Source organism: Helicobacter sp. 13S00477-4 (assembly GCF_002272785.1).
Lineage (GTDB): Bacteria > Campylobacterota > Campylobacteria > Campylobacterales > Helicobacteraceae > Helicobacter_J.
The window spans coordinates 1-26,745 of record NZ_MLAS01000019.1 but is presented as its reverse complement, the minus strand read 5'-3'; the positions used below and the strand labels follow the sequence as shown (position 1 = coordinate 26,745).

General features: G+C 33.9%; 17 protein-coding genes. 7 read left to right on the top strand and 10 right to left on the bottom strand.

Annotated features, from left to right (window positions below; genetic code table 11):
• Window positions 1-744 (bottom strand): hypothetical protein (locus BKH44_RS08085; RefSeq protein WP_143428331.1); only part of this gene is annotated, 744 nt, incomplete at its 3' end.
• 83 nt (window positions 745-827) lie between these two features.
• Between BKH44_RS08085 and BKH44_RS08080 the strand changes: the two genes are divergently transcribed.
• Window positions 828-1,259: a hypothetical protein gene (locus BKH44_RS08080; RefSeq protein WP_095272208.1), complete on the top strand. Its 432-nt coding sequence runs from the start codon at window positions 828-830 to the stop codon at window positions 1,257-1,259.
• A gap of 112 nt (window positions 1,260-1,371) precedes the next feature.
• Here BKH44_RS08080 and BKH44_RS08075 read toward each other — a convergent pair whose 3' ends face one another.
• From BKH44_RS08075 to BKH44_RS08055, 5 genes are all read right to left on the bottom strand, one after another.
• The gene (locus BKH44_RS08075; protein ID WP_095272206.1) at window positions 1,372-2,178 is read right to left on the bottom strand and encodes a ferritin-like domain-containing protein; all 807 of its coding nucleotides are present in this window, start codon (window positions 2,176-2,178) and stop codon (window positions 1,372-1,374) included.
• An 87-nt stretch (window positions 2,179-2,265) separates the two neighbouring features.
• A complete protein-coding gene (locus tag BKH44_RS08070) occupies window positions 2,266-4,296 on the bottom strand; it encodes a hypothetical protein (RefSeq protein ID WP_095272203.1) in 2,031 nt (676 codons plus the stop codon).
• On the bottom strand, window positions 4,293-6,578 hold the full coding sequence (locus tag BKH44_RS08065) for a dynamin family protein (RefSeq protein ID WP_095272200.1): 2,286 nt from the start codon (window positions 6,576-6,578) through the stop codon (window positions 4,293-4,295). The genes BKH44_RS08070 and BKH44_RS08065 overlap by 4 nt, the downstream gene beginning before the upstream one ends.
• 2 nt (window positions 6,579-6,580) lie before the next feature.
• Window positions 6,581-7,726 carry an MFS transporter gene (locus tag BKH44_RS08060; RefSeq protein WP_095272197.1) on the bottom strand — a complete coding sequence of 382 codons (1,146 nt, stop codon included), beginning with the start codon at window positions 7,724-7,726 and terminating at the stop codon, window positions 6,581-6,583.
• Window positions 7,727-7,738: 12 nt separating this feature from the next.
• A complete protein-coding gene (locus tag BKH44_RS08055) occupies window positions 7,739-8,242 on the bottom strand; it encodes a peptidylprolyl isomerase (RefSeq protein ID WP_095272194.1) in 504 nt (167 codons plus the stop codon).
• A gap of 115 nt (window positions 8,243-8,357) precedes the next feature.
• On the opposite strand from BKH44_RS08055, the gene BKH44_RS08050 reads away from it, so the two are divergent.
• Window positions 8,358-9,212, top strand: a complete 855-nt coding sequence (locus tag BKH44_RS08050) for a hypothetical protein (RefSeq protein ID WP_095272191.1) — start codon at window positions 8,358-8,360, stop codon at window positions 9,210-9,212.
• A 25-nt stretch (window positions 9,213-9,237) separates the two neighbouring features.
• Here BKH44_RS08050 and BKH44_RS08045 read toward each other — a convergent pair whose 3' ends face one another.
• Together BKH44_RS08045 and BKH44_RS08040 are read right to left on the bottom strand one after the other, a co-directional pair.
• On the bottom strand, window positions 9,238-10,842 hold the full coding sequence (locus BKH44_RS08045) for a ShlB/FhaC/HecB family hemolysin secretion/activation protein (protein WP_095272179.1): 1,605 nt from the start codon (window positions 10,840-10,842) through the stop codon (window positions 9,238-9,240).
• A 30-nt stretch (window positions 10,843-10,872) separates the two neighbouring features.
• Window positions 10,873-11,550, bottom strand: coding sequence for an outer membrane beta-barrel protein (locus tag BKH44_RS08040; RefSeq protein ID WP_095272176.1), 678 nt, complete (start codon window positions 11,548-11,550; stop codon window positions 10,873-10,875).
• Between the two features lie 227 nt (window positions 11,551-11,777).
• On the opposite strand from BKH44_RS08040, the gene BKH44_RS08035 reads away from it, so the two are divergent.
• From BKH44_RS08035 to BKH44_RS08025, 3 genes are read left to right on the top strand one after another with little or no spacing between them, the layout of a single operon-like run.
• Window positions 11,778-16,466 (top strand): hemagglutinin repeat-containing protein, encoded by a 4,689-nt coding sequence (locus BKH44_RS08035; RefSeq protein ID WP_095272188.1) that lies wholly within the window; start codon window positions 11,778-11,780, stop codon window positions 16,464-16,466.
• A gap of 22 nt (window positions 16,467-16,488) precedes the next feature.
• Window positions 16,489-17,193, top strand: coding sequence for an outer membrane beta-barrel protein (locus tag BKH44_RS08030; RefSeq protein ID WP_095272185.1), 705 nt, complete (start codon window positions 16,489-16,491; stop codon window positions 17,191-17,193).
• 34 nt (window positions 17,194-17,227) lie between these two features.
• Window positions 17,228-17,566, top strand: a complete 339-nt coding sequence (locus BKH44_RS08025; protein ID WP_095272182.1) for a hypothetical protein — start codon at window positions 17,228-17,230, stop codon at window positions 17,564-17,566.
• Between the two features lie 25 nt (window positions 17,567-17,591).
• On the opposite strand, the gene BKH44_RS08020 is transcribed toward BKH44_RS08025, so the two are convergent.
• Window positions 17,592-19,196 (bottom strand): ShlB/FhaC/HecB family hemolysin secretion/activation protein, encoded by a 1,605-nt coding sequence (locus BKH44_RS08020; RefSeq protein WP_095272179.1) that lies wholly within the window; start codon window positions 19,194-19,196, stop codon window positions 17,592-17,594.
• A 30-nt stretch (window positions 19,197-19,226) separates the two neighbouring features.
• Window positions 19,227-19,904 carry an outer membrane beta-barrel protein gene (locus BKH44_RS08015; protein ID WP_095272176.1) on the bottom strand — a complete coding sequence of 226 codons (678 nt, stop codon included), beginning with the start codon at window positions 19,902-19,904 and terminating at the stop codon, window positions 19,227-19,229.
• A gap of 227 nt (window positions 19,905-20,131) precedes the next feature.
• Between BKH44_RS08015 and BKH44_RS08010 the strand changes: the two genes are divergently transcribed.
• Window positions 20,132-25,927, top strand: coding sequence for a hemagglutinin repeat-containing protein (locus BKH44_RS08010; protein WP_095272173.1), 5,796 nt, complete (start codon window positions 20,132-20,134; stop codon window positions 25,925-25,927).
• A gap of 19 nt (window positions 25,928-25,946) precedes the next feature.
• A complete protein-coding gene (locus tag BKH44_RS08005) occupies window positions 25,947-26,615 on the top strand; it encodes an outer membrane beta-barrel protein (RefSeq protein WP_095272170.1) in 669 nt (222 codons plus the stop codon).
• Window positions 26,616-26,745: the final 130 nt, after the last annotated feature.

Genomic DNA, 26,745 nt, shown 5'->3' with positions numbered 1-26,745 from the left:
AGATGAGAGTGTTTTTTGTTCTGAATGGATAGTGGAGATAGCTTTTTGTTGTATTTTAGCTAGGGTGGTTATTTGAGCGATTAATGTATCATATTGAGCTATTTTGTCTTTGGTGGCTTGGAGGTTTGTTTGATTGGTTTGGATATTAGTTTGGATTGTTGCGAGGTTGGTATAATATCTTTGTAAATCCATTAAATTTATGAAAGCATTATCGCCAGCTTCGTTTCGAATATTTTTATTTGTGCTTTGAATTTCAGTTGTTTTAATTGTTCCATTTTTATTCAAATCACTATCTATTAAATACTGCAATATCCAAAAATTACTTTTTTTAGTATTCCTTAATGTTTCTTTAAAATAATTTATCCAATTAGTCAATTGTTTTACATCTTGAATATTTTGGTAACTGTCATTGCTTATCTCCGTTAGTGAGTATTTTATTAAATTAATTTGACTGATTATATTATTATTTTGATAAGTTAAAGTTTGATTTAAGTTATCAAATTCTTTTTCTATTTTAGCCTTATTCTCATTGAGAGCTTTGAATTGCTCTTCTATGCTTGATTTAGCTTTGTCTTTGGAGAAAGAGAGTGCCGTTTGAAGGTTTATATTGAAGGACTGGATTGGTTGAGTTGTTGATACTGAACTGCCTGTAGAGATAGAGTCAGCTTTTAATGATGCCCCCCCCCCATAAGCAATCAAGCAAACTATTGTTGAGATTTTTAAGTATGTTTTTTTCATTTTCATTGTAGAACCTTTTTTTGTCAAATGTTTAGAATATTATAAAACTTATTTTCATAAATGTCAATATAAAATTGATTTTTTTACTTATGGGGGGGGGGTATAGTAAATTAATTGCTTTCAAAGAAATTAAAGATTTTAATGGTTTAATGGTTGATAACCCCATAAAAAATACAACTGAACCTCTAAAATCTCCTTCAGTAGATGCAGAGGTTGTTACTTCTAAACCAGAAGTGGAAATACCTAAACCTACTCCTGAAGCAATAGCACTCAAGCAACTCTATGAAAACAATATTGCCAAAATCAATGAATTGAAACAGAAAATAAAAAACTTAAAAAATTCAAATGGACAACTTGCTGTATTTTATTCTAATATAAGTGCTTTAGGACTCAATCAGTTAGAATCAGCTCTCAAAGGGATTGATTTAGATAAAGACAACGCATTTTATGATGGTGATACAGGGCGTATCCTTTCTTTAAAAGAACAATTACTAAAGATTTCAGAATATTTCACTACATAACCCTTCTTTATTAGCAAAAGAATAAATGAGAATAAAGATTTTATTGATGAGTTTAAGGCATATTTTGGAGGAAAAAGGATTTGAATTGATAAGATTTTAGTTTTCAATATCGTTAAGGTTTTATATGGTTGACTTCAAGTTCTTTTATTTCTTCAAGTGAAAATCCTGCTTGAAGACGTGCTTGAGTATTGAGTATCTTGCCAGAAAAGTTGAAATAATTAAATTTTTTTATGAGTTGGGCAAAGGCATCTTGATTGGGTTGGATTGTTTTCCACCATTTGCTCCCCTTTGAAACATGGGAAATTTCATCTTTGAGGATGATGTGTAGGGTTTGGATGATTTTTGATTTTATCGGATGGGTAGTGGTTTGTATTTTTTGTATGACAAATGGATTGGCATCTAGTCCCATAGCTTCAAGTCCACGATGTACTAATCCTATCCTGTCTGCTAGAGATGAATGTGTTATCATCATCGCTTGATAAAGGTTGTCATGGACATCAAAATCACCATAACAAAATCCTAGTTCTTGTAAAATAGCTTCCAGTAATTGGAAATGTTGGATTTCTTCATTGGCTACTTCAATCCAATCTTGATAATATTGAGTTGGCAAATTCCTGAAGCGATAAGCTGTATCTAGGGCTAAGTCAATAGCACTATATTCAATATGGGCTATTGAGTGGATAATTTTAGCGATATTTCTATTTGTAGTGAGTTTTTTTGGACGTGAGATTTTTGTCGGATGAGTTATTTGACAAAGGTTAAAATAGGAAGGTTGGGCTTGAATCCTTAGATCTTGATTGGGGTTGTAGAGGATTTTGGATTCTAAAAAATCTGAATAAAAATCTTTAAAATTTGAGATTTTTTCTGCGATAGTTGGACAAAATAAGATTTGTTCAATAGATGAGAAGAATTCTTTCATTTTTTGAGTTTTTTCCTATAGATTATCAAGATTATGATGAGGATAAGGAAGAAAATGCTTTCAAAAAATAGTTTGACAAGATCTTTCTTATCCATTGTTTTGCTTTAAAAAGATGCTTTCATGGGCTTGATTGATAGTTGTTAGTAGTAATCTCAATTCTTGGATATTTTTTTGGATAAGGATGATTTTTTCTTTTTGTATTTGTGTGATATTTTTACTTAGATTTTCAAAAATTTCAATCAAAGAATCATCTTTGTATAGGAGTGTATTTTTAAATTCATTGATTGAAAAGGTTTGATTGATTGATTGAGAGATTTCATTTTTTGTCGGTGGCAGAGATTTTTGTGCAGGATGAAAACTTGCATTTTGACAATCGTTATAAAATCTTTCAAATAACACAGACAAAGTATATTTGATACAAAGTTTGCGTGTAGATTCAATTTGGGTATTGATTTTGCAAAAAAGCATCTGAATTTCTTCATTGGCTTCAAAAAGACATTCAATGAAATCCAAAGTAATATTTTCATATATTTTAGAAGCAAATATCCTTAAATTATTGTAGTTTGAATCGCTTAAGATGCTTTCTCTTTTTTTGATAAACTCATTTTGAATTTGCCATTTTTTTAGTTCAATATTGAAAGCATTAGCATTTTTTTCAAATATCAAAGCAATACTTGAAGCTAGTTTTAAAAATTTATAATTGAGTGCTTTATATATTCTATAAGGTTTTGATTTTGTATCTAAGAGTTCTTGATAGATGGTTTGAGAGTCTATTTTGTAAGTAGTGAAATTTTTTGTTTTTTTTATGAAAAGTTGGGATATGCTACCATCATTTTGTAAGAGTATTTTTGTTTTTTCTGGTTTGATGTTGTTCAAGATACTATCGATGATATTATTATGATCAGATTCTAGACTTTTAAAAAATATATCTAGCTCTTGGAGGATTTTTTCTTTGGAGTTTGTGATGTTTTCTAACAACAGGTTAGTTTGATACTGTAGTAATGTGAGTAATTTTGAGTAATTTTGAATGAGTCCTTCATAGTTTTTTTTGATTTTTTCAACGATATGCAGTAATTGTTTTTTGATAGAATCTTCTTTTTGTTTTTTAGCAAGAGGGATAAGCTCAAGGTTGAGGCGTTCAAAGATAGCATTGAAATTTATTTCTTGATTTTGTAGTTCTTGGGGGATTGAAGGGATATTTTTATAAAATGTTGAGATATTTTGGATACTTTCTTTGAATCCTTTTATAAGTAAATTTTTGTGTTTTTTCATATCTTGAGATTTGAATGCCGAATAATCACAAAAGAGTTTTTGGAGTTGTTTTTGCAGGAAAAATTCTTCATCAATACCTAATTCTTTAGAAAGTATGATTGGTGATATGGGTAGGATGTCTTTGAACATTTCCCCAAAATGTTCTTTGGCAAAGTTTAGCACTGGAATGATATCTTCTGATTTTTCGAGGATATCTATATGCGTGATTAGGCATAGAGATAGAGAGGATTTTTGTGCGATATATGGTTTTAGTGCATTTAATTCTTCGGCATTTGCTAGATCATCGACACGATTTAGCCATATGAGTATATCAGCTTGCTTGATTTTTTCAATACTTGATGTGAAACTTTCTTCATTGTTTAGTTCAATATCAGGGTATTTGCATAGGTTGATTTCTTTAAATATGGGTTTAGGGGATTTGATCTCAAAATAATTGATTTTATTGAGTTCTTCTTGTGTGAGTGTATTGAGTGAAAGGGTATTTAAGCCAGAAGAAGTTTTGTCTTTATGGTATGCAATGATTGATTTTGTATATCCATAGCTGATATTGTATTCTTTTTGGGAGTACATTTGAGTGTTTGGCAAGACATGGCTTTTTAAAATCGTGTTGATAAAAGTTGCTTTGCTACTATCTTTGCCACCTATAATCATTACTTTTAAGGGTTCTTTGATTTTTTTGTTTAGGTTTTTTAGGGCAAGTTTGAGTTCTACAGAGGGAGAAAATTTTTCGTCCATTATCTTATAGGATATTTCTTTTAATAACCCTTTGATATCAGAGGTAAATTGTGGAGCAAGGTTATTTTGGATTGATTGATATTGTTTGATGAAGCTTGAAATATAGCTCATTTGAATACCTTTAGCTCTTTGATTTTTTGTAAGATTGTTTGTTCAATGGTTTTTAGATTTTGAATTTTTTTAGGTTCTAAGATTGGTTTGTCATCAATATCATCGTTGTCATTTTTGATTATAGATTCTAGTGATGAAAACATTTTGGTAATGTTTTGTGTAAGCTTTATTTTTTTATCTTGAATCTTTTCTTCCAAATGGTTGATTATGTTTTTGTAGTTGATTTCAAAGGCTTTGTTGATGTTGTCTTGAATATCTTGTATTTTTGCTCCATCTTGAAGTATATGGTTGATATATTTTTTAAGTTCATTAGTATAGAGATTGAGATCACCTTCGGTATACTGGTATTTTATATCTGTAATGATTTGATTTTGGTAGGATTTGAGCAAATTAAGCCCAAAGTCATCTAATTGTATAGAGCTGTAAATTTTATTTATATTGTCTAAAAAAGTTTTCATTTTTTTGTCAAAATCCTCTTGGGTTTTTTCGATGAGGTATTTTAGACTATCTTTCAGATTATTAGCGATGATATTTTCTATTTTAGTCGTATTGATGTAACGATTTTTTGAAGTTTCATAAGAAATAAAATCAAGTAAATGTTCTTTGAGGTTCAAGTCTAAGTCTTTGATTTTTATTTTTGAATTCAAAATAGTGGTATCAATTGTTTTTATCATTACTTCATTGAGTGCGATGACTTCTTTCCTGATATGTTTGAGTTTAGCCTCTAAAGCTGGGATTTTTTCTTTTTGATTTGATTTTTCAATAGAATCTAAAGTTTTTTTGATAGCAGTTTGTAATATCATATAAACATTTAGTATTAGGTTTTTTGAGTATTTGATAGGTTGTTTGAAAACAATATCATTGATGTATTTTTCAAGGGCTATGATACCTGTATCCTCAAGATCATACCCCCTTGAAAGTGCTTCATCAGAGCGATTTGTCCTATGGAGTAGGGCAAGAGTGCTTGATACTGGGATAAAATCTATTTTTGAAATATTTTTTTTTATGGCTTTTGAGGAATGATTTTGTGATTTTTGGATTCCTTCAAGGATTTTTTGACTTAAGTTTTTCAAGTCAGGGAGATTGACCAAATCAGTGCGTGTGAAAACAATCAAAACCCTCTCAAGATTCTCATAATGAATGATATCAGATAAGAATTCGATATCATTTTGAGTGATTGGTTTAGAGGCATTGATGAGATAAAGCGTAATGATACTATTAGAAATAGAATTTTCTGTTTGCTGGATTTTGTAATTAAGCTTTGTGTTGATATTAGGTGTATTGATAAAGACTAGATTATTTTTCAAAAGGCTTATGGGCGAATAGATTGTTATTTCTTTGACTAGATAAGATAATTTTGAAATTTGTTCATTGCTAGCATAAGTTTTGATTTCATTGAGTTTTATTTCTGTTTGCAATCCTTCTTTAGTGATGTAAGATTCAACATATTTATCAAAAATTTGTTGGTTTTCTTTGATGATATTGCTTGATTCATTATTAAAATATAGATTTTGAAGTAATTGTTCCCATTGGCTTTGGGAAAAAAACTTCACTTCTCCTTTTGCTTTAGGGCTATAAATGATTGTTATTTTATTGGTTGATTCAGGGATAGCTGAAGTTGGTAGGATTTCTTGATATAGTAGGGTATTTAATAAAGTGGATTTTCCAGATTTCGCAATTCCACAAAGTGTGATTTCAAACTTTGCATCTTTGAGGGATGAGATTTGTTTGTTTATAAAATCTTCAAGCCATTGTGGCATTAGGCTTGTGTCTTGTATTTGGGAAAAAAGTTTTTGCATATCTTGGATACATTGGTGAAACCAGCTTTCTTCAATATTAAAAGTATTTGGTTTTTTTATTTTTGTTGAGGTTTTGGTATTTTTTTTGAGTGTGCCATTGAGTTCATATATCTTATGTTTGAAACTCGTTTTTATGCACTGCTCTTCTTCATAAAGGATAATCCCTTCTAGTTTGAGGGTGTTGAGGTGTTCAAAGATTTTGTATATCGTCTCTAGGTTGCTTTCAGATTGCAATGAGTCTAAGACTGATTTTTGGAGTGATTTTGCATTTTTCTCATTGTGCTTTATATGAATGTTTTCAAAAATTTCTTTGAAAAGTGGCATATTCAAAAAGATATTTTTATTCCTATTGTTATAAGAGAGGATAATGGCAAAAATTTCTTCTTTTGGGCTGAGGGATTCTGTATTGATATTTGCTTCTTGAGGTTCTTCACCATAGACTAGGGAAAAAAAATCTTGTGCTATGTTGTTTTTGATATTCATAACTATGCTTTCAGATAAATATATTTATACCTTAGGAATAAAAAGGCATTCAAAAATAGTATGATACTAGTAAAGAGGCAAACAAACCACCAGCCAAAATAATGATAAAAAAATGAAGGGATAAAAGAACCCAAGACACCACCTGTATAATAAAATGTCAGGTATAAGCCATTTGTAATACCTTTTTTACCCTCAGAAATTGAATTCATAAGTGCTGTTAGGATAGAATGAGCAGTAAAAGAACCCGCACATAAAATAAACATTCCTAATAAAATGATATAAAAATCTTCACTCAATACAATCAACACACCAATGCCAAATACCACAAGCCCAAGTGATATAGCATTTGGTTTTGAATGCATTATTCGTGTTGTTTTGGTTGCGAATAAAGACACGACAATCCCAGCCAAATATCCAATATAGATAAAACCAATTTGACTTTCAGTAATGAGGGGGTTAGAATCTACTAAAAAGAAAGGCAAAAAAGACAAAATTGTTTGGAATGAAAAAAACATAATAAATACACTTGACAATAGCCAAATATAACGACGATCTTTTAAGAATGGAAACACAGATTTGAAAGTGATTTTTGAAGTGCTAGTTTTTTTGATATCTTCAATACCAAAGAGCCAAAAACCACCCAATACCATCAAGATTGCAAATATATTAAAAGAAGTTTGCCAAGAGGATATGCCTGTGAGATAACTCCCAACTATCCTACCTATAAGACCTCCTATAATAGTCGCACTCACATAAAGGCTACTATTTTTTTGAATATCTGCTGTGCTTAAACGCGTCAAGATTGTCAAAAGGGTTGTTAAAATTGCTGGAAAGAAAAGCGACTGCAAAAGCCTAAGGGTCAAAAAAACATAAAAATCATTGCTTAATGTACTTATAAACTGAAGTATCCCGCACATAAACATTGAAAAAATCAATATTTTTTTGGGAGAAATTTTTTCTAAAAAATAGCCATATATAGCAGGGGCTATAGCCATAGGTAATAATGTCAGACTAATGATGAAGGCTGCATTATCAGGCTTAATATTGAAATAATTAGCTAAAAGAGGCGTCAATGGCTGAGGAGCATATATCAAAGATAAGGTTATGGCAGTTGCATAAAGAATACTTATTGTATCACTTTTATTCACCTTATTTTGACCTTATTGTTCAGGTTTTCCTTCCAAAATATCTATTTTTTCAATCACATCATTGGCTTGAAGTGAATCTAAAGTATCTAAACTTGTCTTGTCTTCTGTTTGGATTTTGCCAAATACAGTATGCTCACCATCAAGATGAGGCAATTCTGTGAAACATAAGAAAAATTGACTCCCACCCGTATCTCTACCTGCATGAGCCATTGATAAAGAACCTTTTTTGTGCTTGTTAGGGTTGTTGGCAAGCTCACATTGGATTCTATATCCAGGTCCACCTGTCCCAGTTCCAAAAGGGCATCCGCCTTGTGCTACAAATCCCGGTATCACACGATGAAATTTTAATCCATTATAAAAGTCATTTTTTACTAAAGTGGCAAAATTCATCACTGTCTGAGGGGCATCATTTGCAAAAAGTTTGATGAGTATATTTCCTTTTTTTGTCGATATGAGTGCATATTCAAGCTTGCTTAGTTCTTCTTGTGAGGGTTGATATGTTTTCAATTCTTCCATTTTTATCGGTATCCTTTTTGGGTTGAAAATAAATTTTTTAAAACTTTTGAAATTTTACCGATTTTAGTCTGAAAATAAGATTTTAAAATTTAAAATTGCTTGGAAGTCAAATCTAGTGCGTAAAAATATATTTCCTTTTATTGGTTGTGTTGTTTGCTTGATTTTTGTTTCCTATATAGGATTGAGGGCATCAGAAGATATTTTAGATGATGAAAATCAGCCTATCCAAACAACTCAGGCTGATTTTCCTTTTGCAATGTCAAAGAATTTTGATTGGATTTATAGTACAGTTATACTCACTGTTTTTTTTGATGATGGTAGCTTGCGGCAAGGTTTTGCATTATTGTTAAAAAATGGATTTTATTTGACTTCATCCGAGTTGACTTATCATTCAGGGCTTTACCCAAAAAAGATTTTTGCCAAAATGCAAGATGATAGTGCAAAACCTTTGATTTGTATCGCACAACTTCAGCTCAAAGCAATGGATACCGATAAAGGGCTTGCATTACTCAAAACTTCAGCTTTCACAGATGATTATTGTAATATCAGGAGCGAAAGCTATTATCATAAAAGGATTTATGATAAATACTCGCAAAATATTTCCTCTACAACCCCGACAAAGAAGCTTATTTTAGGTGGTCTTTATTTCCCTACTCTTGAAGATAGCAATACTTTTGGAGTCAACAGGACTGCATCTATAAAAGAAGCAGATTTTTATGACAACCACTCAAGAGAAAAAGTTTTTTATGGATATTCCTTACCTGCAAATGTTTCCAAAGATATAGATTTTGGCAAACCCTATTTCAATAGGCAGGGAGAATTTTTAGGTATTTATAGCAAAGTGGTTCAAATCCATAATCCCATTTTGATAAAAAAAGAAATAATCCAAGATTTTATATGTGGATTGAAAAAAAAGAATATTGTTACCAAAAATCCTTTAGCAAATAGTTGTAAAGCTAAGGGAGTGTAATAGAGGGTTTAAAGTATTTTTTCTCTTACCAATTCAACCCTATGGAGAAAAAAAGATTTTGTGCAGGAGCTTTGTAGGGATTATAAAATGGCATATTCAAAGAAATTTGAGTGTTAAAATATTTATACATCACATCCAAGCCAATCCCTCCTCCAAGCAAACTTCCACCCTCATCATCACTCACCAAATCCCGCACCATTCCCCAATCTAGTCCTATATTTGGAGCTATAATGATATTCCAGAAACTAGGCAGATAAAGCATCAAATCATTTTTATACAACATACCCATTTGACCACTGATACTGAAATGATTGAAGCCCCTTACAGTGTAGCGACTCCCAATACTCATTTTTTGACTTGCATAGAGCCTATCTTGAGAAATCTGAGTTTGGAAACTACTCCTATATGCCAGCCCTAGTGTGAATAATTTGAAGGGAGTATATAGGTACATATTGATACTAGGTATCGTATAAAGATAATTGGTATGGATTTTTTCATCATGTTTTTTGAATATAGGGAGTCCTTGCAGCACTCCAAGAGAGATATTGAAGATAGAATCAAGTATCTTCCTTTGATAGCCTAGGCTCAGTGATATATCGCTTAGATTTCGACTCTGGACATCAAGACGAATATTATCCAAGTAGCTTTCCATAAGCCTAGCCCCACCATCAAAATTTAAAGAGACTTGATTTTTATCATTTGCATAGATAAGGATTTTGGCTTTCACATCTATATTGATATTTTTACCTTTGTATATAGGCGTGATATTGGCAAATGGAATTTCTTGTGCTGAATCTGAATACGATCCATCTATAGATATACTTACTCGTCTAATAGGCATAGAATAGCTGCCAGATACATAATAGCTATGGTTTTTCTTATCTATTGGCAGGGAAGATAGTGCATAGAAGCTTAGCTTATCGGAGAGATGTAGTGGATTTTCCCAGCTCCCATATACAGAGGTTTGATAGTTTTGTCCGATATTCCCACCATTATCTATATTAGCTCCCAAAAATACAGGTAGAGATATTTTGTGTGTGTAGATAGTGAGGTTACTTTTATTAGGATCATCATCATTTGGAGTTAGGTAGATTTGAGGGTTTATATACTTCAAGCTTCGGAGATTATTCATACCGATTTCTACTTTTCGCAGATCAAAGATTTCTCCTTCTTTGATAGGAAAATCTTTTTTGAAAGAAAGCATATGAGCTTGGTCAATAGAGTTTATTTTCCCTATAGTGCCTACTTCTGCTAAGATATGTAAGGTATGGCTAGAGAGTGATTGGACACTCAGACCAAAACGTGTAGTGGTATAGCCTTTGGATTGAGTGTGCATTTGGAGTTTGGAGAGGAGATTTGTGATGTCTATGGGGGTCAAACAATCATTGAGGTGATGGGATTTGAATCTATCAATAATATGACGAGCATAAGAAAATTTTTTTTGAGATTTTGGAGGTAGATTTATAAAATCTAGTTCTATTTGATTGATGATAAAGCATTTAGGAGCAGGAACTGATTGTTGTTTTTCTTGAGACTCTGTTTGCTGGATAGAAGTGGGGTTTGCTGATAAGGTTGAGGCTATGAGCAAGATAAGGATTTTAGCTTTCTTATCACGCTTGCCTTTGCCCATCTCATTTTTCCAAATCCTAAAATCTTTTATTTAGAACGAATAGCTATAAGAGAGATAAATATCTACTGCATTTCTTGTGACTGCATCCATGACTGCATCTGCATCTGTATCAGTTGCATGAGCCTTTACATAGTTGTATAATGGAACCTTCACACCTAATTCTAGGCGATTATGATTGCTGATGATTTTTGAAAATCCTGCGTTGATGACAAAACCATTATCCATTACCTTCCCTGTACTATTACCTTTTGATGCCTTTTTTAGATCAGAAAGACCTTTAGCCTGTACCCATTGATATCCCGCACCTACGAAGAATCCCCAAGGACTATCACTATCAGAAAAATTCAAAAGATAGTCAATATCTGCACTGTATTTGAAAGAATCCCAATTTGACACCGGATCACTTGCTGCGACAGTGAAGTTAGTATAGTCAAATGTCCCATAGACCCTGAGTCCATTATAGGCATTGAAATATTGTTGATATCCTAGCTTTGCTCCATATAACATATTTGTAGTTACTTCTGTTTTGGAAGTTTTTGAATCAATTTCTTTATCTGAAAACGAACCATACCCAAGTGAAAAACCTACCTCTGCCCCTACAAACAATCCTGATTTTTCTTTTGCACTCATATCATATGCTAATACTGAACTTGTGCTGAGTGAAATCACACATCCTGTGATGATCAAAGCTTTTTTGATACTTTTCATCTTCTGCTCCTTTTATGAATATTTTGTCAAGATTTGGCATTGTAGCATAGAATCTCTAAAAAAGTTACAAATTTTTATCATAAAATTTATTTAGTCAAAATTTTGGTTGAAAATATAATCAAATGAATCCTTGATAAATTAAATATAAAATTTTAAGTATTTTTTAAGATAACTAGTTATACTATCGCTGAGAATAAAATAAATCAAGATTCTATGAAGCATAAAACATGAAAGCTAAAAATTCATATATAAGTATAAGACATAATAAACATTCAACAAAATCACTAAGTGCTAGATCTCATTTTATGCCATATATAAAACTTGCTGTTGGGCTTATCTCTATTTCTCTAGCTTCATCTTTATCTGCACTAGATACGACCACTATCTCAAATCCAGCTCTTCCCAAGCCACTCCCACTCACACCAGATACGACTAACAATGCCTTCGCCCCACAAGTCATCAAAGCCCATAATAATATCCCTATAGTCAATATCACCACACCCAATGCAGCAGGCATTTCTAACAATGCCTTCAAAGATTTCAATGTCAATCAAAATGGCTTGATATTCAACAATATTAAAGATTCTCCAAGCCTCACCCAACTTTCTGGATATATCAACTCAAATCCAAACCTAAACCATTCTTCTACTGCCAAACTTATCTTAAATCAAATCACTTCTTCACATCCCTCTACACTATTGGGCTATATGGAGATAGGTGGGGATAAGGCAAATCTAATCATTGCTAATCCTAATGGCATCACTTGTGATGGATGTGGGTTTATCAATACTGCTAATTCAACGATGATAGCTGGAGAGCTTTCCAAAAAGTTCAATGAGCAATTTTTGATGATGAAAAATATGCAAGATGCCCTCAAATCTCTAAAATTCCTCATCAAAGATGGGAGCATCAATATCGGTGCATTCAATGGCAAAAATCTCCAAGCCATCAACCTCATCTCCAGAACCCTTTCTGTGAATGGCAAAATAGATGCTAGCAAGATAACAATGATTTTGGGACAAAACAACATCACATTAGACCCTAATAATGCTTCTGTATTGCTTTTTCAGCCTGTTTCTATGCCTACTGATGAGAGTGTAAAGACACAAAAACCAGCACTAGCCCTAGATGTAGCGTATATGGGAGGAGTATATGCGAACTCTATTTATCTGGTAGCTTCAGAGAAGGGCGTGGGGGTAAAAAATAGTGGCACACTAGCTACTTTTCCCTCAAGAGATGGTCATGATGGAGGCTTCATCATCCATAGTAATGGTGATATAGAGATAACCAAAGCCACAAGAGAGCCAATCGTAGAAAATGCACAGCATATTGAACACAACACCACTGCCCCTATAGAGCTAAACACTTCCACACCCATCATCTATGCAGGCGGCGATCTACACATAACAGCTCCAAATATCAAAAATCAATCCATTATCTTTGGAGAAAAAAACATCTCTATGACTACCACAGGGAATATAGACAATATAGGTCAGATGGAGCTAGAGTCCAAGATACTTTCCAAAGAGCATCATTATAGCAGGGATGGAGGGGATGATAAAAATAGCACTTATGATTATATGACAACTACCACACAAGATGAACTCAAAGCAGGTAGTTACCACCCTGCCATCATCTATGCAAAAGGCTCACTCAACCTCATAGCTACCCTCATCAATAATACCAGCTCTATCATCGCCACTCCAAAAGGAGAGCTCATCAATCACTCCAACCTAAACAACACCACGCCTACACCCAAGAGGACTGAAGAGAGTGTAGGGACAAGGACAGATTATGATAGAACAGGAGGTAAATGTGGAGTTTGGGGATTTTTTACAGTATCGAAATGGAATTGTCATAGCTCCACTACCCACCATACCTACCACCCAGCTCCCAAGGTCTCTACCCTCAGCATAGAAGACCTCCATATCCCTACGATCCCATTAGAAAAGATGATGAGTGAATATGTCAGTACAATGATTACCAACTACAATGCCACTCCTCATACCTATGGCATAGATACTGATCCTATCTATCATACCCCAAATGCCTTTTTGCACACAGATAGTTTCCAAGCTAGCATATCAGATTCTGCTCTATTATCAGCTATGATGGACAAAACTGACATTGACAATCACCTAAATGCTATCCAAGCAAATCCATTCAGTCCTACCAGTGTAGGTATAGGCATCACAGCTAATAGTGCGTATCTGCTAAGCACTCCTATGAGTGATGCTAGTAGTCTTTATAATACCTCTGCTATAGCTGCAGGCTCACTTTATCTCTCTTCAGATAATATCACCAATACCAATGGCACTATCTATTCTAGTGGGGATATGGATATTTTAGCTAAAAGTTTTAGCTCTGATTCAAGCAAACTCCAAGCAAATGGCAATATCAATATCAATGCCAAAGATGTATCCATCAAAACCACTAGCACAAGCAATGCAAATGCTTTGTATAATTGTTTTGCTATTCCTTTTATCAATGGAAAAAATACAACCAGATGTAATACAGATTCCACTTCTAGTAATACAATGTTAAATGCCACCTCCATTATGAGGGCAAATAATATTTTTATTGATGCAAAAAATTCTCTATCCATACAAGGTGCAAGCATAAATACGACTGGCAATATGAAACTAAAAGCCAAAAATCTAAAAGTCAGCATTGCTACAGCTAAAGATCATTACCAAGATAATGGACGCACAGATACGAGTTCCACACAGCAAAGCTCGACATTTCATTCAGGAGGTAACATTACTTTGGATGGGAGTGGGGATTTGGATTTTAGCTCTATTGATATGAGTGCAGATGAAAATATTACTTTTTATGCAGGCAAAAATCTCACACTTGATACAGCAACTAATGATTCTTACCATAGGCTCACCACGACAGAGTATAGCTCTAGCAAAGAACACAGTGCGACTAAAGCAACCTTTGCTTTGACCTCTACGACTACCACTACTACAACTGAGGATTCCTCAAGTTTTAATATCGCCAATACGCTCAAAGCTAAAAATATCAGCTTCCATTCCACTGGCAATACCACTGCTTATAATCTCTCTTCCAAAGCACAGGATTTTTCTATTGACTCAGGAGGAGATACCAAGCTATCCAACCACGCTGATAATATTTCACAGACCATACACCAGAGTATCGATACGATCGGTTTGTATGGGAGTGCAGCTAATGGCAAGCTTTCTTTGAGTGCGGGTACTGATCACACCACAAGTGATGCCCATAGCAGCTGGGCTACCCATCACAATGAAGCGATCAATGCTGATCATATCTCTATAGTCTCTAGTCGTGGTAATGTAGCCATAGAGTCTTCTGATCTCTCCACTAGCTATGATGGTTTGATAGCTTTGAGTGGGGATAATATATCTGTAAGCTCACTGGCAAATACCGCCTTTAGTGATAACCACAGCGTTACTAAGAGCAATAGGATAGGTATTTCTATCGCTGCTCCCACAGGTATTGCCACGAGCAATATAGGCACGATACTAGGCACCACTGCATTAGATAGCACGAAGTCGCTCCTTGCTACTGGTAAGAATATCAGAGGACTCAAGACTATTTCTGAATTTGGTGATAAGCTTATGCCCGGTCAGACATTAGGGGAGCTTGGGAGTGAGATAAAAGATGATGTCCTTCATCCAGGAGTCTCTATAGGTATCAGCCACACTACTACCACAAATGATGCCCATCAGAGCCAAACTTTTGCCTCTAGCTCCAATCTCTCTAGCACAAATTTACTCATCATTTCTAAGGAAGATACTCATATTATTGGCTCTGATTTAGAAGCTAAAAATGCTTATATAAAAGCTAAAAATCTAAGTATCCTTTCTGCAAAAAACACTTCCAATCAAGATTCCAAGACCAATACCCAGAGTACTTCCCTCACATTTAGCACGAAGATAAAAGGCAAGGATACAGGCATCAGTGCTGAGCTTGCCTATCAAAACACTGATAATAATACTCATCAAAACTCCATCACCCATACAGCTAGCAAGCTAAATATAGACACTCTAGATATAAATACTGCTCAAAGCACTAATATCATCGGCTCAACTTTAAATACTCATACAGCTACGATACAAACAAAGGAATTCAACCTTCAAGCTTCCCAAGATACGGAAGATAAAAGGAGTGATACCCTATCTTATGGTGGTAGTATAGAGGCTAGCTATAATGGAGGGTTTGATGTAGGTGTAAGTGGGAATGTTTCCCAAAAATCTGATATCTCTAGCTCAAATACCTATAAGCAAAGCACACTCAATGCCAATCGCCTAACCCTCATAGCCTCGCAAGCATCAAATAATACTTCTAGTATCAATGCCAAGCATATCAATTCTACGACTATGATAAAACAAGCCCACCAAGATGATACGACTTACCACACTTCTACTTCCTTTTCTCAGAGTGCATCTGCCAAAGTAGGGGCTAGTGGATTGAGTGGAGAGATGAACTTTAACTTCAAGCCACCTAAAATGGGAGAAATCTCAATAGCTTTATCTGGAAATGCCAAACCCACCCAAGAACCTCAAAAACCTGATATTTCAAAAAACCTCAATCTGGGCTATAAAAAAGACTATTGGCAAGCAAGCACTGATAATATCAGAGATTTTGCCAAAAAATCAATAGAATACAAAGACAAAATAATGTCTCAAAGTAGCCTCAAAGATAAATTCAAAACAAGCATAAAAAAGGGAGGAGATTATCTAGGGGATATGTATAAAGACCTAGTCCCTGACAAGGCAAAAGATGATATCAATGACTTTGCCACCCAAAAAGCCAAGCAAGCTGCAAAATGGGCTGTGCAGCAATATGATAGAAAAACAGCAGGCTCAAAAAATAGCTTTGTCAAAGAGACTCAAGATATACTTGATAAAGCAGTCGGCATAAAGAAATAAACCCAAAACAAAGGATAATCCAATGAAAAAACCAAAACTACTCACCACCTTAGCAATCTTAGCATCTCTAGTATCTTTGAGTCAAGCGAGGTTTTATATCGGTGTAGAAGGTGGGTATGTGTATGGTAATATTGACAAAAGTATGGAAGGTTATACAGATTATAAATGGGCAGGACTCGGAACTGATTCAACTATCACTTACATTCCGGGTTGTAATATCAAAAATGCCTACAAAGGCTATGGATACTTACTCAACCTCAATATTGGCAATGAATACCATTTTGATGATAAGGATATGTATGGACTCAGATGGATAGGTGCTATTGGCTATGGCAATACCAACCTTGTCAATCAAGCCAATAAAGATATAAACTACCCTAGCTATATGCTAAACCTCTCTGTTGGTATGGATGCTTTATTTGATGTGATCAAATTTGATGAAAGCAATAGTTTAGGGTTTTTTATTGGGTTAGAGGGGGGAGTTAATGCTTTGATATCAAATGCCAAAATTAAAGATTCTGCCAATGACCATCCAATAATAGGCAATATGAGTATTTTACTCACTCCAAGATTTGGGGCTTCATTGCTTTTAGATAATCATCATCGCATAGAGATTATGGGTAAGATACCTGCATATATTTATAATGCGAGTCAGAATGCAACAAGTAAACCAACTTATTCTTTAACCCCTTATGAAGTGATGTTAAGCTATAAATACATATTTTAAAAATATAGGTTTTGATCCTCCAAAATTTTATGATATGTTCCGTTATACTGCTAGTGCAGATTATTTGATAAATTTCTCTAATGATGATAGTCCTTGGGGTTTGTTTTTGGGAGGAGGGTATGACAACCACTCAAGAGAAAAAGTTTTTTATGGATATTCCTTACCTGCAAATGTTTCCAAAGATATAGATTTTGGCAAACCCTATTTCAATAGGCAGGGAGAATTTTTAGGTATTTATAGCAAAGTGGTTCAAATCCATAATCCCATTTTGATAAAAAAAGAAATAATCCAAGATTTTATATGTGGATTGAAAAAAAAGAATATTGTTACCAAAAATCCTTTAGCAAATAGTTGTAAAGCTAAGGGAGTGTAATAGAGGGTTTAAAGTATTTTTTCTCTTACCAATTCAACCCTATGGAGAAAAAAAGATTTTGTGCAGGAGCTTTGTAGGGATTATAAAATGGCATATTCAAAGAAATTTGAGTGTTAAAATATTTATACATCACATCCAAGCCAATCCCTCCTCCAAGCAAACTTCCACCCTCATCATCACTCACCAAATCCCGCACCATTCCCCAATCTAGTCCTATATTTGGAGCTATAATGATATTCCAGAAACTAGGCAGATAAAGCATCAAATCATTTTTATACAACATACCCATTTGACCACTGATACTGAAATGATTGAAGCCCCTTACAGTGTAGCGACTCCCAATACTCATTTTTTGACTTGCATAGAGCCTATCTTGAGAAATCTGAGTTTGGAAACTACTCCTATATGCCAGCCCTAGTGTGAATAATTTGAAGGGAGTATATAGGTACATATTGATACTAGGTATCGTATAAAGATAATTGGTATGGATTTTTTCATCATGTTTTTTGAATATAGGGAGTCCTTGCAGCACTCCAAGAGAGATATTGAAGATAGAATCAAGTATCTTCCTTTGATAGCCTAGGCTCAGTGATATATCGCTTAGATTTCGACTCTGGACATCAAGACGAATATTATCCAAGTAGCTTTCCATAAGCCTAGCCCCACCATCAAAATTTAAAGAGACTTGATTTTTATCATTTGCATAGATAAGGATTTTGGCTTTCACATCTATATTGATATTTTTACCTTTGTATATAGGCGTGATATTGGCAAATGGAATTTCTTGTGCTGAATCTGAATACGATCCATCTATAGATATACTTACTCGTCTAATAGGCATAGAATAGCTGCCAGATACATAATAGCTATGGTTTTTCTTATCTATTGGCAGGGAAGATAGTGCATAGAAGCTTAGCTTATCGGAGAGATGTAGTGGATTTTCCCAGCTCCCATATACAGAGGTTTGATAGTTTTGTCCGATATTCCCACCATTATCTATATTAGCTCCCAAAAATACAGGTAGAGATATTTTGTGTGTGTAGATAGTGAGGTTACTTTTATTAGGATCATCATCATTTGGAGTTAGGTAGATTTGAGGGTTTATATACTTCAAGCTTCGGAGATTATTCATACCGATTTCTACTTTTCGCAGATCAAAGATTTCTCCTTCTTTGATAGGAAAATCTTTTTTGAAAGAAAGCATATGAGCTTGGTCAATAGAGTTTATTTTCCCTATAGTGCCTACTTCTGCTAAGATATGTAAGGTATGGCTAGAGAGTGATTGGACACTCAGACCAAAACGTGTAGTGGTATAGCCTTTGGATTGAGTGTGCATTTGGAGTTTGGAGAGGAGATTTGTGATGTCTATGGGGGTCAAACAATCATTGAGGTGATGGGATTTGAATCTATCAATAATATGACGAGCATAAGAAAATTTTTTTTGAGATTTTGGAGGTAGATTTATAAAATCTAGTTCTATTTGATTGATGATAAAGCATTTAGGAGCAGGAACTGATTGTTGTTTTTCTTGAGACTCTGTTTGCTGGATAGAAGTGGGGTTTGCTGATAAGGTTGAGGCTATGAGCAAGATAAGGATTTTAGCTTTCTTATCACGCTTGCCTTTGCCCATCTCATTTTTCCAAATCCTAAAATCTTTTATTTAGAACGAATAGCTATAAGAGAGATAAATATCTACTGCATTTCTTGTGACTGCATCCATGACTGCATCTGCATCTGTATCAGTTGCATGAGCCTTTACATAGTTGTATAATGGAACCTTCACACCTAATTCTAGGCGATTATGATTGCTGATGATTTTTGAAAATCCTGCGTTGATGACAAAACCATTATCCATTACCTTCCCTGTACTATTACCTTTTGATGCCTTTTTTAGATCAGAAAGACCTTTAGCCTGTACCCATTGATATCCCGCACCTACGAAGAATCCCCAAGGACTATCACTATCAGAAAAATTCAAAAGATAGTCAATATCTGCACTGTATTTGAAAGAATCCCAATTTGACACCGGATCACTTGCTGCGACAGTGAAGTTAGTATAGTCAAATGTCCCATAGACCCTGAGTCCATTATAGGCATTGAAATATTGTTGATATCCTAGCTTTGCTCCATATAACATATTTGTAGTTACTTCTGTTTTGGAAGTTTTTGAATCAATTTCTTTATCTGAAAACGAACCATACCCAAGTGAAAAACCTACCTCTGCCCCTACAAACAATCCTGATTTTTCTTTTGCACTCATATCATATGCTAATACTGAACTTGTGCTGAGTGAAATCACACATCCTGTGATGATCAAAGCTTTTTTGATACTTTTCATCTTCTGCTCCTTTTATGAATATTTTGTCAAGATTTGGCATTGTAGCATAGAATCTCTAAAAAAGTTACAAATTTTTATCATAAAATTTATTTAGTCAAAATTTTGGTTGAAAATATAATCAAATGAATCCTTGATAAATTAAATATAAAATTTTAAGTATTTTTTAAGATAACTAGTTATACTATCGCTGAGAATAAAATAAATCAAGATTCTATGAAGCATAAAACATGAAAGCTAAAAATTCATATATAAGTATAAGACATAATAAACATTCAACAAAATCACTAAGTGCTAGATCTCATTTTATGCCATATATAAAACTTGCTGTTGGGCTTATCTCTATTTCTCTAGCTTCATCTTTATCTGCACTAGATACGACCACTATCTCAAATCCAGCTCTTCCCAAGCCACTCCCACTCACACCAGATACGACTAACAATGCCTTCGCCCCACAAGTCATCAAAGCCCATAATAATATCCCTATAGTCAATATCACCACACCCAATGCAGCAGGCATTTCTAACAATGCCTTCAAAGATTTCAATGTCAATCAAAATGGCTTGATATTCAACAATATTAAAGATTCTCCAAGCCTCACCCAACTTTCTGGATATATCAACTCAAATCCAAACCTAAACCATTCTTCTACTGCCAAACTTATCTTAAATCAAATCACTTCTTCACATCCCTCTACACTATTGGGCTATATGGAGATAGGTGGGGATAAGGCAAATCTAATCATTGCTAATCCTAATGGCATCACTTGTGATGGATGTGGGTTTATCAATACTGCTAATTCAACGATGATAGCTGGAGAGCTTTCCAAAAAGTTCAATGAGCAATTTTTGATGATGAAAAATATGCAAGATGCCCTCAAATCTCTAAAATTCCTCATCAAAGATGGGAGCATCAATATCGGTGCATTCAATGGCAAAAATCTCCAAGCCATCAACCTCATCTCCAGAACCCTTTCTGTGAATGGCAAAATAGATGCTAGCAAGATAACAATGATTTTGGGACAAAACAACATCACATTAGACCCTAATAATGCTTCTGTATTGCTTTTTCAGCCTGTTTCTATGCCTACTGATGAGAGTGTAAAGACACAAAAACCAGCACTAGCCCTAGATGTAGCGTATATGGGAGGAGTATATGCGAACTCTATTTATCTGGTAGCTTCAGAGAAGGGCGTGGGGGTAAAAAATAGTGGCACACTAGCTACTTTTCCCTCAAGAGATGGTCATGATGGAGGCTTCATCATCCATAGTAATGGTGATATAGAGATAACCAAAGCCACAAGAGAGCCAATCGTAGAAAATGCACAGCATATTGAACACAACACCACTGCCCCTATAGAGCTAAACACTTCCACACCCATCATCTATGCAGGCGGCGATCTACACATAACAGCTCCAAATATCAAAAATCAATCCATTATCTTTGGAGAAAAAAACATCTCTATGACTACCACAGGGAATATAGACAATATAGGTCAGATGGAGCTAGAGTCCAAGATACTTTCCAAAGAGCATCATTATAGCAGGGATGGAGGGGATGATAAAAATAGCACTTATGATTATATGACAACTACCACACAAGATGAACTCAAAGCAGGTAGTTACCACCCTGCCATCATCTATGCAAAAGGCTCACTCAACCTCATAGCTACCCTCATCAATAATACCAGCTCTATCATCGCCACTCCAAAAGGAGAGCTCATCAATCACTCCAACCTAAACAACACCACGCCTACACCCAAGAGGACTGAAGAGAGTGTAGGGACAAGGACAGATTATGATAGAACAGGAGGTAAATGTGGAGTTTGGGGATTTTTTACAGTATCGAAATGGAATTGTCATAGCTCCACTACCCACCATACCTACCACCCAGCTCCCAAGGTCTCTACCCTCAGCATAGAAGACCTCCATATCCCTACGATCCCATTAGAAAAGATGATGAGTGAATATGTCAGTACAATGATTACCAACTACAATGCCACTCCTCATACCTATGGCATAGATACTGATCCTATCTATCATACCCCAAATGCCTTTTTGCACACAGATAGTTTCCAAGCTAGCATATCAGATTCTGCTCTATTATCAGCTATGATGGACAAAACTGACATTGACAATCACCTAAATGCTATCCAAGCAAATCCATTCAGTCCTACCAGTGTAGGTATAGGCATCACAGCTAATAGTGCGTATCTGCTAAGCACTCCTATGAGTGATGCTAGTAGTCTTTATAATACCTCTGCTATAGCTGCAGGCTCACTTTATCTCTCTTCAGATAATATCACCAATACCAATGGCACTATCTATTCTAGTGGGGATATGGATATTTTAGCTAAAAGTTTTAGCTCTGATTCAAGCAAACTCCAAGCAAATGGCAATATCAATATCAATGCCAAAGATGTATCCATCAAAACCACTAGCACAAGCAATGCAAATGCTTTGTATAATTGTTTTGCTATTCCTTTTATCAATGGAAAAAATACAACCAGATGTAATACAGATTCCACTTCTAGTAATACAATGTTAAATGCCACCTCCATTATGAGGGCAAATAATATTTTTATCAATTCTGAAAATACCAATATTAATGGAGCTGAATTTTTAGGCAATGCTTATATCAATTCCGCATCAATTAATATTGGCACTGCTATGGCTGCTTCTAGCTATATAGGTGGAGTTACTCATAAAAATACCACTACTCAAAAAGGTAGTATATTTAAGAATGGATATGTTGGTTTTAATAGCAGTCGTGATATGTATCTTATGTCCTTAAGCATAGATAATGAAGGATTTAATACATTTATTAAATCTAGTGGTAAGTTGACAATAGATACTGCAACCAATACATATAATAATACAATAACTACTAATTTTAGTCATTTTGTTGACAAAGAAAATGATGTTTTGGATAATCAAATTAAAAGTAATGATGTCTCTATTTCGTCTTTTGGTGATATGAATCTTACCTCTTTAAAATTATTTTCTACTAGCAATGTGGATTTTAGTTCTGAAAATAATATAACTTTTATTGGAGTCAAAGCAAATGCTCTGGGTAATATGAATGTATATTCTGGTGCAAATTTAGATATGAAAAGAATGGGAAATATTAAAACTTCTAATAAAGTAGTGTTTAATGATCCAACTGTTAAAAATATATATAGAGGTTTTTTTGCAGACAAAATACTAAGTGGAAAAGAAGACACTCAATTAAGTGCTAATAATATTTCTATTGATTCTAACAATGCTACTATGAAAGCAGTTAGTATTGATGCCAATAATGATTTAGATATCAAAACCAAAAATCTAAACGTTGATACTATTGCTACTCGTATTGATGAAATTGATAGGAATAAAATCAGTTCAACTACCACCAATGATATTTCTACTATTAGGACTAAAAATATTCATATTGATTCTGATAATGTCAAAATGACTTCTATGGATATTAAAGCAAATAAAGATATTTCTATCAAAGCCCGTGGCAATATCCTGATTGATACTACACTCAATACTACCTATACGAAAGAGAGTACAACAGAAACTAAAAATGGTTTTCTCTCTAAAAAAACTACCACAACTACAACCACTGAAAAAACTGCAACCAATCTTGCTAATACTATCAATGCAGAGCATATCAATATTTCTGCTGGAGGTAGCACTACTGTGTATAATCTAATTTCAAACTCTAAAGACTTAAATATATTTTCCGGTGGGGATACTATATTATCCAACAAGGCAGATTCTCACACTAAAATTACTAATACTTATACAGAAACTACAGGTTTTGCTGGTAGTGCTAAAAATGGCAAGCTATCAGTAAGCTATGGCAAAGATACTAGAGATGAAACCCTCACTGACTCTACTGCAAAACACCATAATCAAACGATTGTTTCTGATAATATCAATCTAATCTCTAGCTCTGGGGATGTGAAAGTAGAATCCAGTGATCTTAAAGCTGATTTTATAAATCTCAAAGGTAAAAATGTCTTAGTGAATTCTTTAGATGATAGTCATACAATCAATCAAGATGTAAAAACCACTTCTGATAGAGTAGGGATTGCATTAGAGGTTCCTACTGAAGTTGGCGACATGATTAGTAATAAAAATAATATTTTAACCAAAACTGTTGGAAAAACTATTCTAGATTATACAGGTAAAATATACGGATTTAAGACTATTTCTAATTTTACCAATTCAAATATTGAAGGCAAAAATATCAAGGATATGTATGGGACATTAAAATCTGATCTTAAATCCAGTATACAAAATCCAAAAATTTCTGTAGGCTATCATCATACAGATTCGCATATGCATACCTCTACCGTTACTAAAGTCGCCTCTTCCTCTTCTATATTTGCTAAAAGTTTAAACATTGATTCTAAAAATGATACCAATATTATTGGTTCTGATGTGAATGCAGCAAGTGCTTCTATAGTGAGCAATAATTTTAATATTTCCTCAGCTAAAGAAAGCACCGATATGGTATCTAGTGTTACTTCAAAGGACATTGATGTTACTCTTAATGCCCAGATTAAAGGCAGAGATACAAATGCTAATCTTGATGCCAAATATCAAAAATCCAAAAATAGCTCATCAAATTCTTTGACTACTTCTAGGGGTAGCAATCTCAACATAGGCACTTTAGATGTAAAAGCTTCAGGTGATACGGCTATTACAGGTTCTTATCTCAATACAAATACAGCAAATATAGATACCAAAAATTTTACCCTCGCTTCCTCAAAAAATACTTCCAGTTCCAATGAAGAGACTGACTCTTATGGCGGGGAAATAGAGTTTTCTTATAATGGTGGTTATAATGGTAAACTTAAAGGCAATTATTCTCAATCTAACATGCATGAAGATATAGCTACCTATCAAGGTTCTATTTTTAATACCAAAAGTTTGAAACTCAATACTGTTAAGAATACCAATTTGATTGGATCTGCCTTAAATATTAAAGATTCTGGTTCTATCTCTACTGCAAATCTTAATATATTAGCTACTCAAAACAAACATAATTCTAGTTTTGATAGCAAACATATTGAAGGAAGTATAGAAGGAGGATATGGGTATAGTGGAGTTAGTTTAGGAGGAGGTATTTCTGGTGGACTTTCTCATTCAAATTCTAATGCCACTACTCATAATAATGCCATTTTATCTGGAGGGAATCTTAACATCACAACCACTAAAGATGTGACTCTTACAGGAGGTAGTATCTCTACAAACTCTCTTGATGCTAATATAGGAAAAAATCTATCGATTAGTAGTCTCAATGATACTAATTCTTCTACTTCTGCAATATTAAAGGCAGGTATGAAGGGTGGATATAATATAGGGAGTGATACAGGTGTTCATCCAGATTTTGATTTTAAAATTTCTAATAATTCAGTTGAAGAAGTTTCACAAATCAGTGGGATTTCATCTAATGATTTGAATGTTTCTGTTAACGATACCATTTCACTAAAGGGTTCTTATATCAATTCTACTTCTCCTGCTACTTCTACATTAAATACTAATAAAATTATTAGAAGTTCTGTATCTAACAATAGCCATACTCTTAATTTAACAAAAAATAATCTTCCTTCAGGTTCATATGAGCATACAGATATTACTTCTGGTATTGTTGGAGTTAATATCACCGCTAATAGTGGAGATACGACCAACTCTCCTCAAAAAACTAATAAATGGAGTATTTCTAGTGCTCCTATACCTATAGATTCTATTTCTGAGATGGAAAATAAAACCCAAGAAATTGTTTCATCAACTCAAAGCTTTAGTGATAAATTTTCTGAAGATAAAGGGATTAAGAAAATTGGTGATATGGCAGATTATTTTGCTGAACTTTATAAAAAAGCTTTGCCTAATGAATTAAAATCCCAACTTAATAACGAAATCAATAAAAAAAAGACTCAAGCCACTAATTGGGCAAAAGATCAAGCCCAAACATTATTGATAACGCCAGTAAGTAATTGGGCAGAAAAACAATGGAAAGACTTGATTAAATAAAATAAACAAAGGATTATAGATGAAAACATCAAAACTGATCGCAATTTCTCAAAGATTTTTTATATCAATTGCTCTTATTTCGTTCGTAAATGCACTGCAAGCTGATGATAAATCCGGAGTATTTGCAGGGTTGCAGATAGGTGGAATGGTGAGCTATATGAAAACAAATTCCATTGAAAATGGAGTTATTCAGATTGATAATTTGGATAAAAATGTTGATTTTTCCTCTGGAGTCAGAGCTGGATATCAACAATATTTTAATCCTTACAATGGACTTAGAATCTATGCAACATTTGATTATTCATATTTTAAAAATATAGGTTTTGATCCTCCAAAATTTTATGATATGTTCCGTTATAGTGCCGCTGCAGACTATTTGATAAATTTCTCTAATGATGATAGTCCTTGGGGTTTGTTTTTGGGAGGAGGGTATGAGTGGCTTGAGGGGAAAAAATTTTTACAATGGATTGATGATATGAAAGAAAATGATGGAGAAACAAAAACCAATGGTTTATTTGTAAATTTAGGGCTTTCCAAGACATTTTTAAACCACAATAGATTTGAATTAGGTGCAAAGATAAGACTTTATAAGATATGGTCTTTTAAATGGGTGACTGACACTACCAATCAAAGTCAAGTTTTTACTAATCCTGTAGATTTTTATCTATCTTATAGCTATATATTTTAGATTTCCCTCAGCAAACCTTAAGCTTTATACCTGTATGATTCCAATCCCATTCAGGTGAACCTCATTAATTTAAAAACTCTTCAAAATAGTTTTTTGGTTTATATCACTTTGGATTGTTGGTAATCTTGAT

Coding starts and splice junctions, on each gene's coding strand:
- BKH44_RS08080 (WP_095272208.1), top strand. CDS start 828: ATGGGGGGGGGGTATAGTAAATTAATTGCTTTCAAAGAAATTAAAGAT.
- BKH44_RS08015 (WP_095272176.1), bottom strand. CDS start 19,904: ATGAAAAGTATCAAAAAAGCTTTGATCATCACAGGATGTGTGATTTCA.
- BKH44_RS08030 (WP_095272185.1), top strand. CDS start 16,489: ATGAAAAAACCAAAACTACTCACCACCTTAGCAATCTTAGCATCTCTA.
- BKH44_RS08005 (WP_095272170.1), top strand. CDS start 25,947: ATGAAAACATCAAAACTGATCGCAATTTCTCAAAGATTTTTTATATCA.
- BKH44_RS08045 (WP_095272179.1), bottom strand. CDS start 10,842: ATGGGCAAAGGCAAGCGTGATAAGAAAGCTAAAATCCTTATCTTGCTC.
- BKH44_RS08010 (WP_095272173.1), top strand. CDS start 20,132: ATGAAAGCTAAAAATTCATATATAAGTATAAGACATAATAAACATTCA.
- BKH44_RS08035 (WP_095272188.1), top strand. CDS start 11,778: ATGAAAGCTAAAAATTCATATATAAGTATAAGACATAATAAACATTCA.
- BKH44_RS08075 (WP_095272206.1), bottom strand. CDS start 2,178: ATGAAAGAATTCTTCTCATCTATTGAACAAATCTTATTTTGTCCAACT.
- BKH44_RS08020 (WP_095272179.1), bottom strand. CDS start 19,196: ATGGGCAAAGGCAAGCGTGATAAGAAAGCTAAAATCCTTATCTTGCTC.
- BKH44_RS08055 (WP_095272194.1), bottom strand. CDS start 8,242: ATGGAAGAATTGAAAACATATCAACCCTCACAAGAAGAACTAAGCAAG.
- BKH44_RS08065 (WP_095272200.1), bottom strand. CDS start 6,578: ATGAATATCAAAAACAACATAGCACAAGATTTTTTTTCCCTAGTCTAT.
- BKH44_RS08025 (WP_095272182.1), top strand. CDS start 17,228: ATGTTCCGTTATACTGCTAGTGCAGATTATTTGATAAATTTCTCTAAT.
- BKH44_RS08040 (WP_095272176.1), bottom strand. CDS start 11,550: ATGAAAAGTATCAAAAAAGCTTTGATCATCACAGGATGTGTGATTTCA.
- BKH44_RS08070 (WP_095272203.1), bottom strand. CDS start 4,296: ATGAGCTATATTTCAAGCTTCATCAAACAATATCAATCAATCCAAAAT.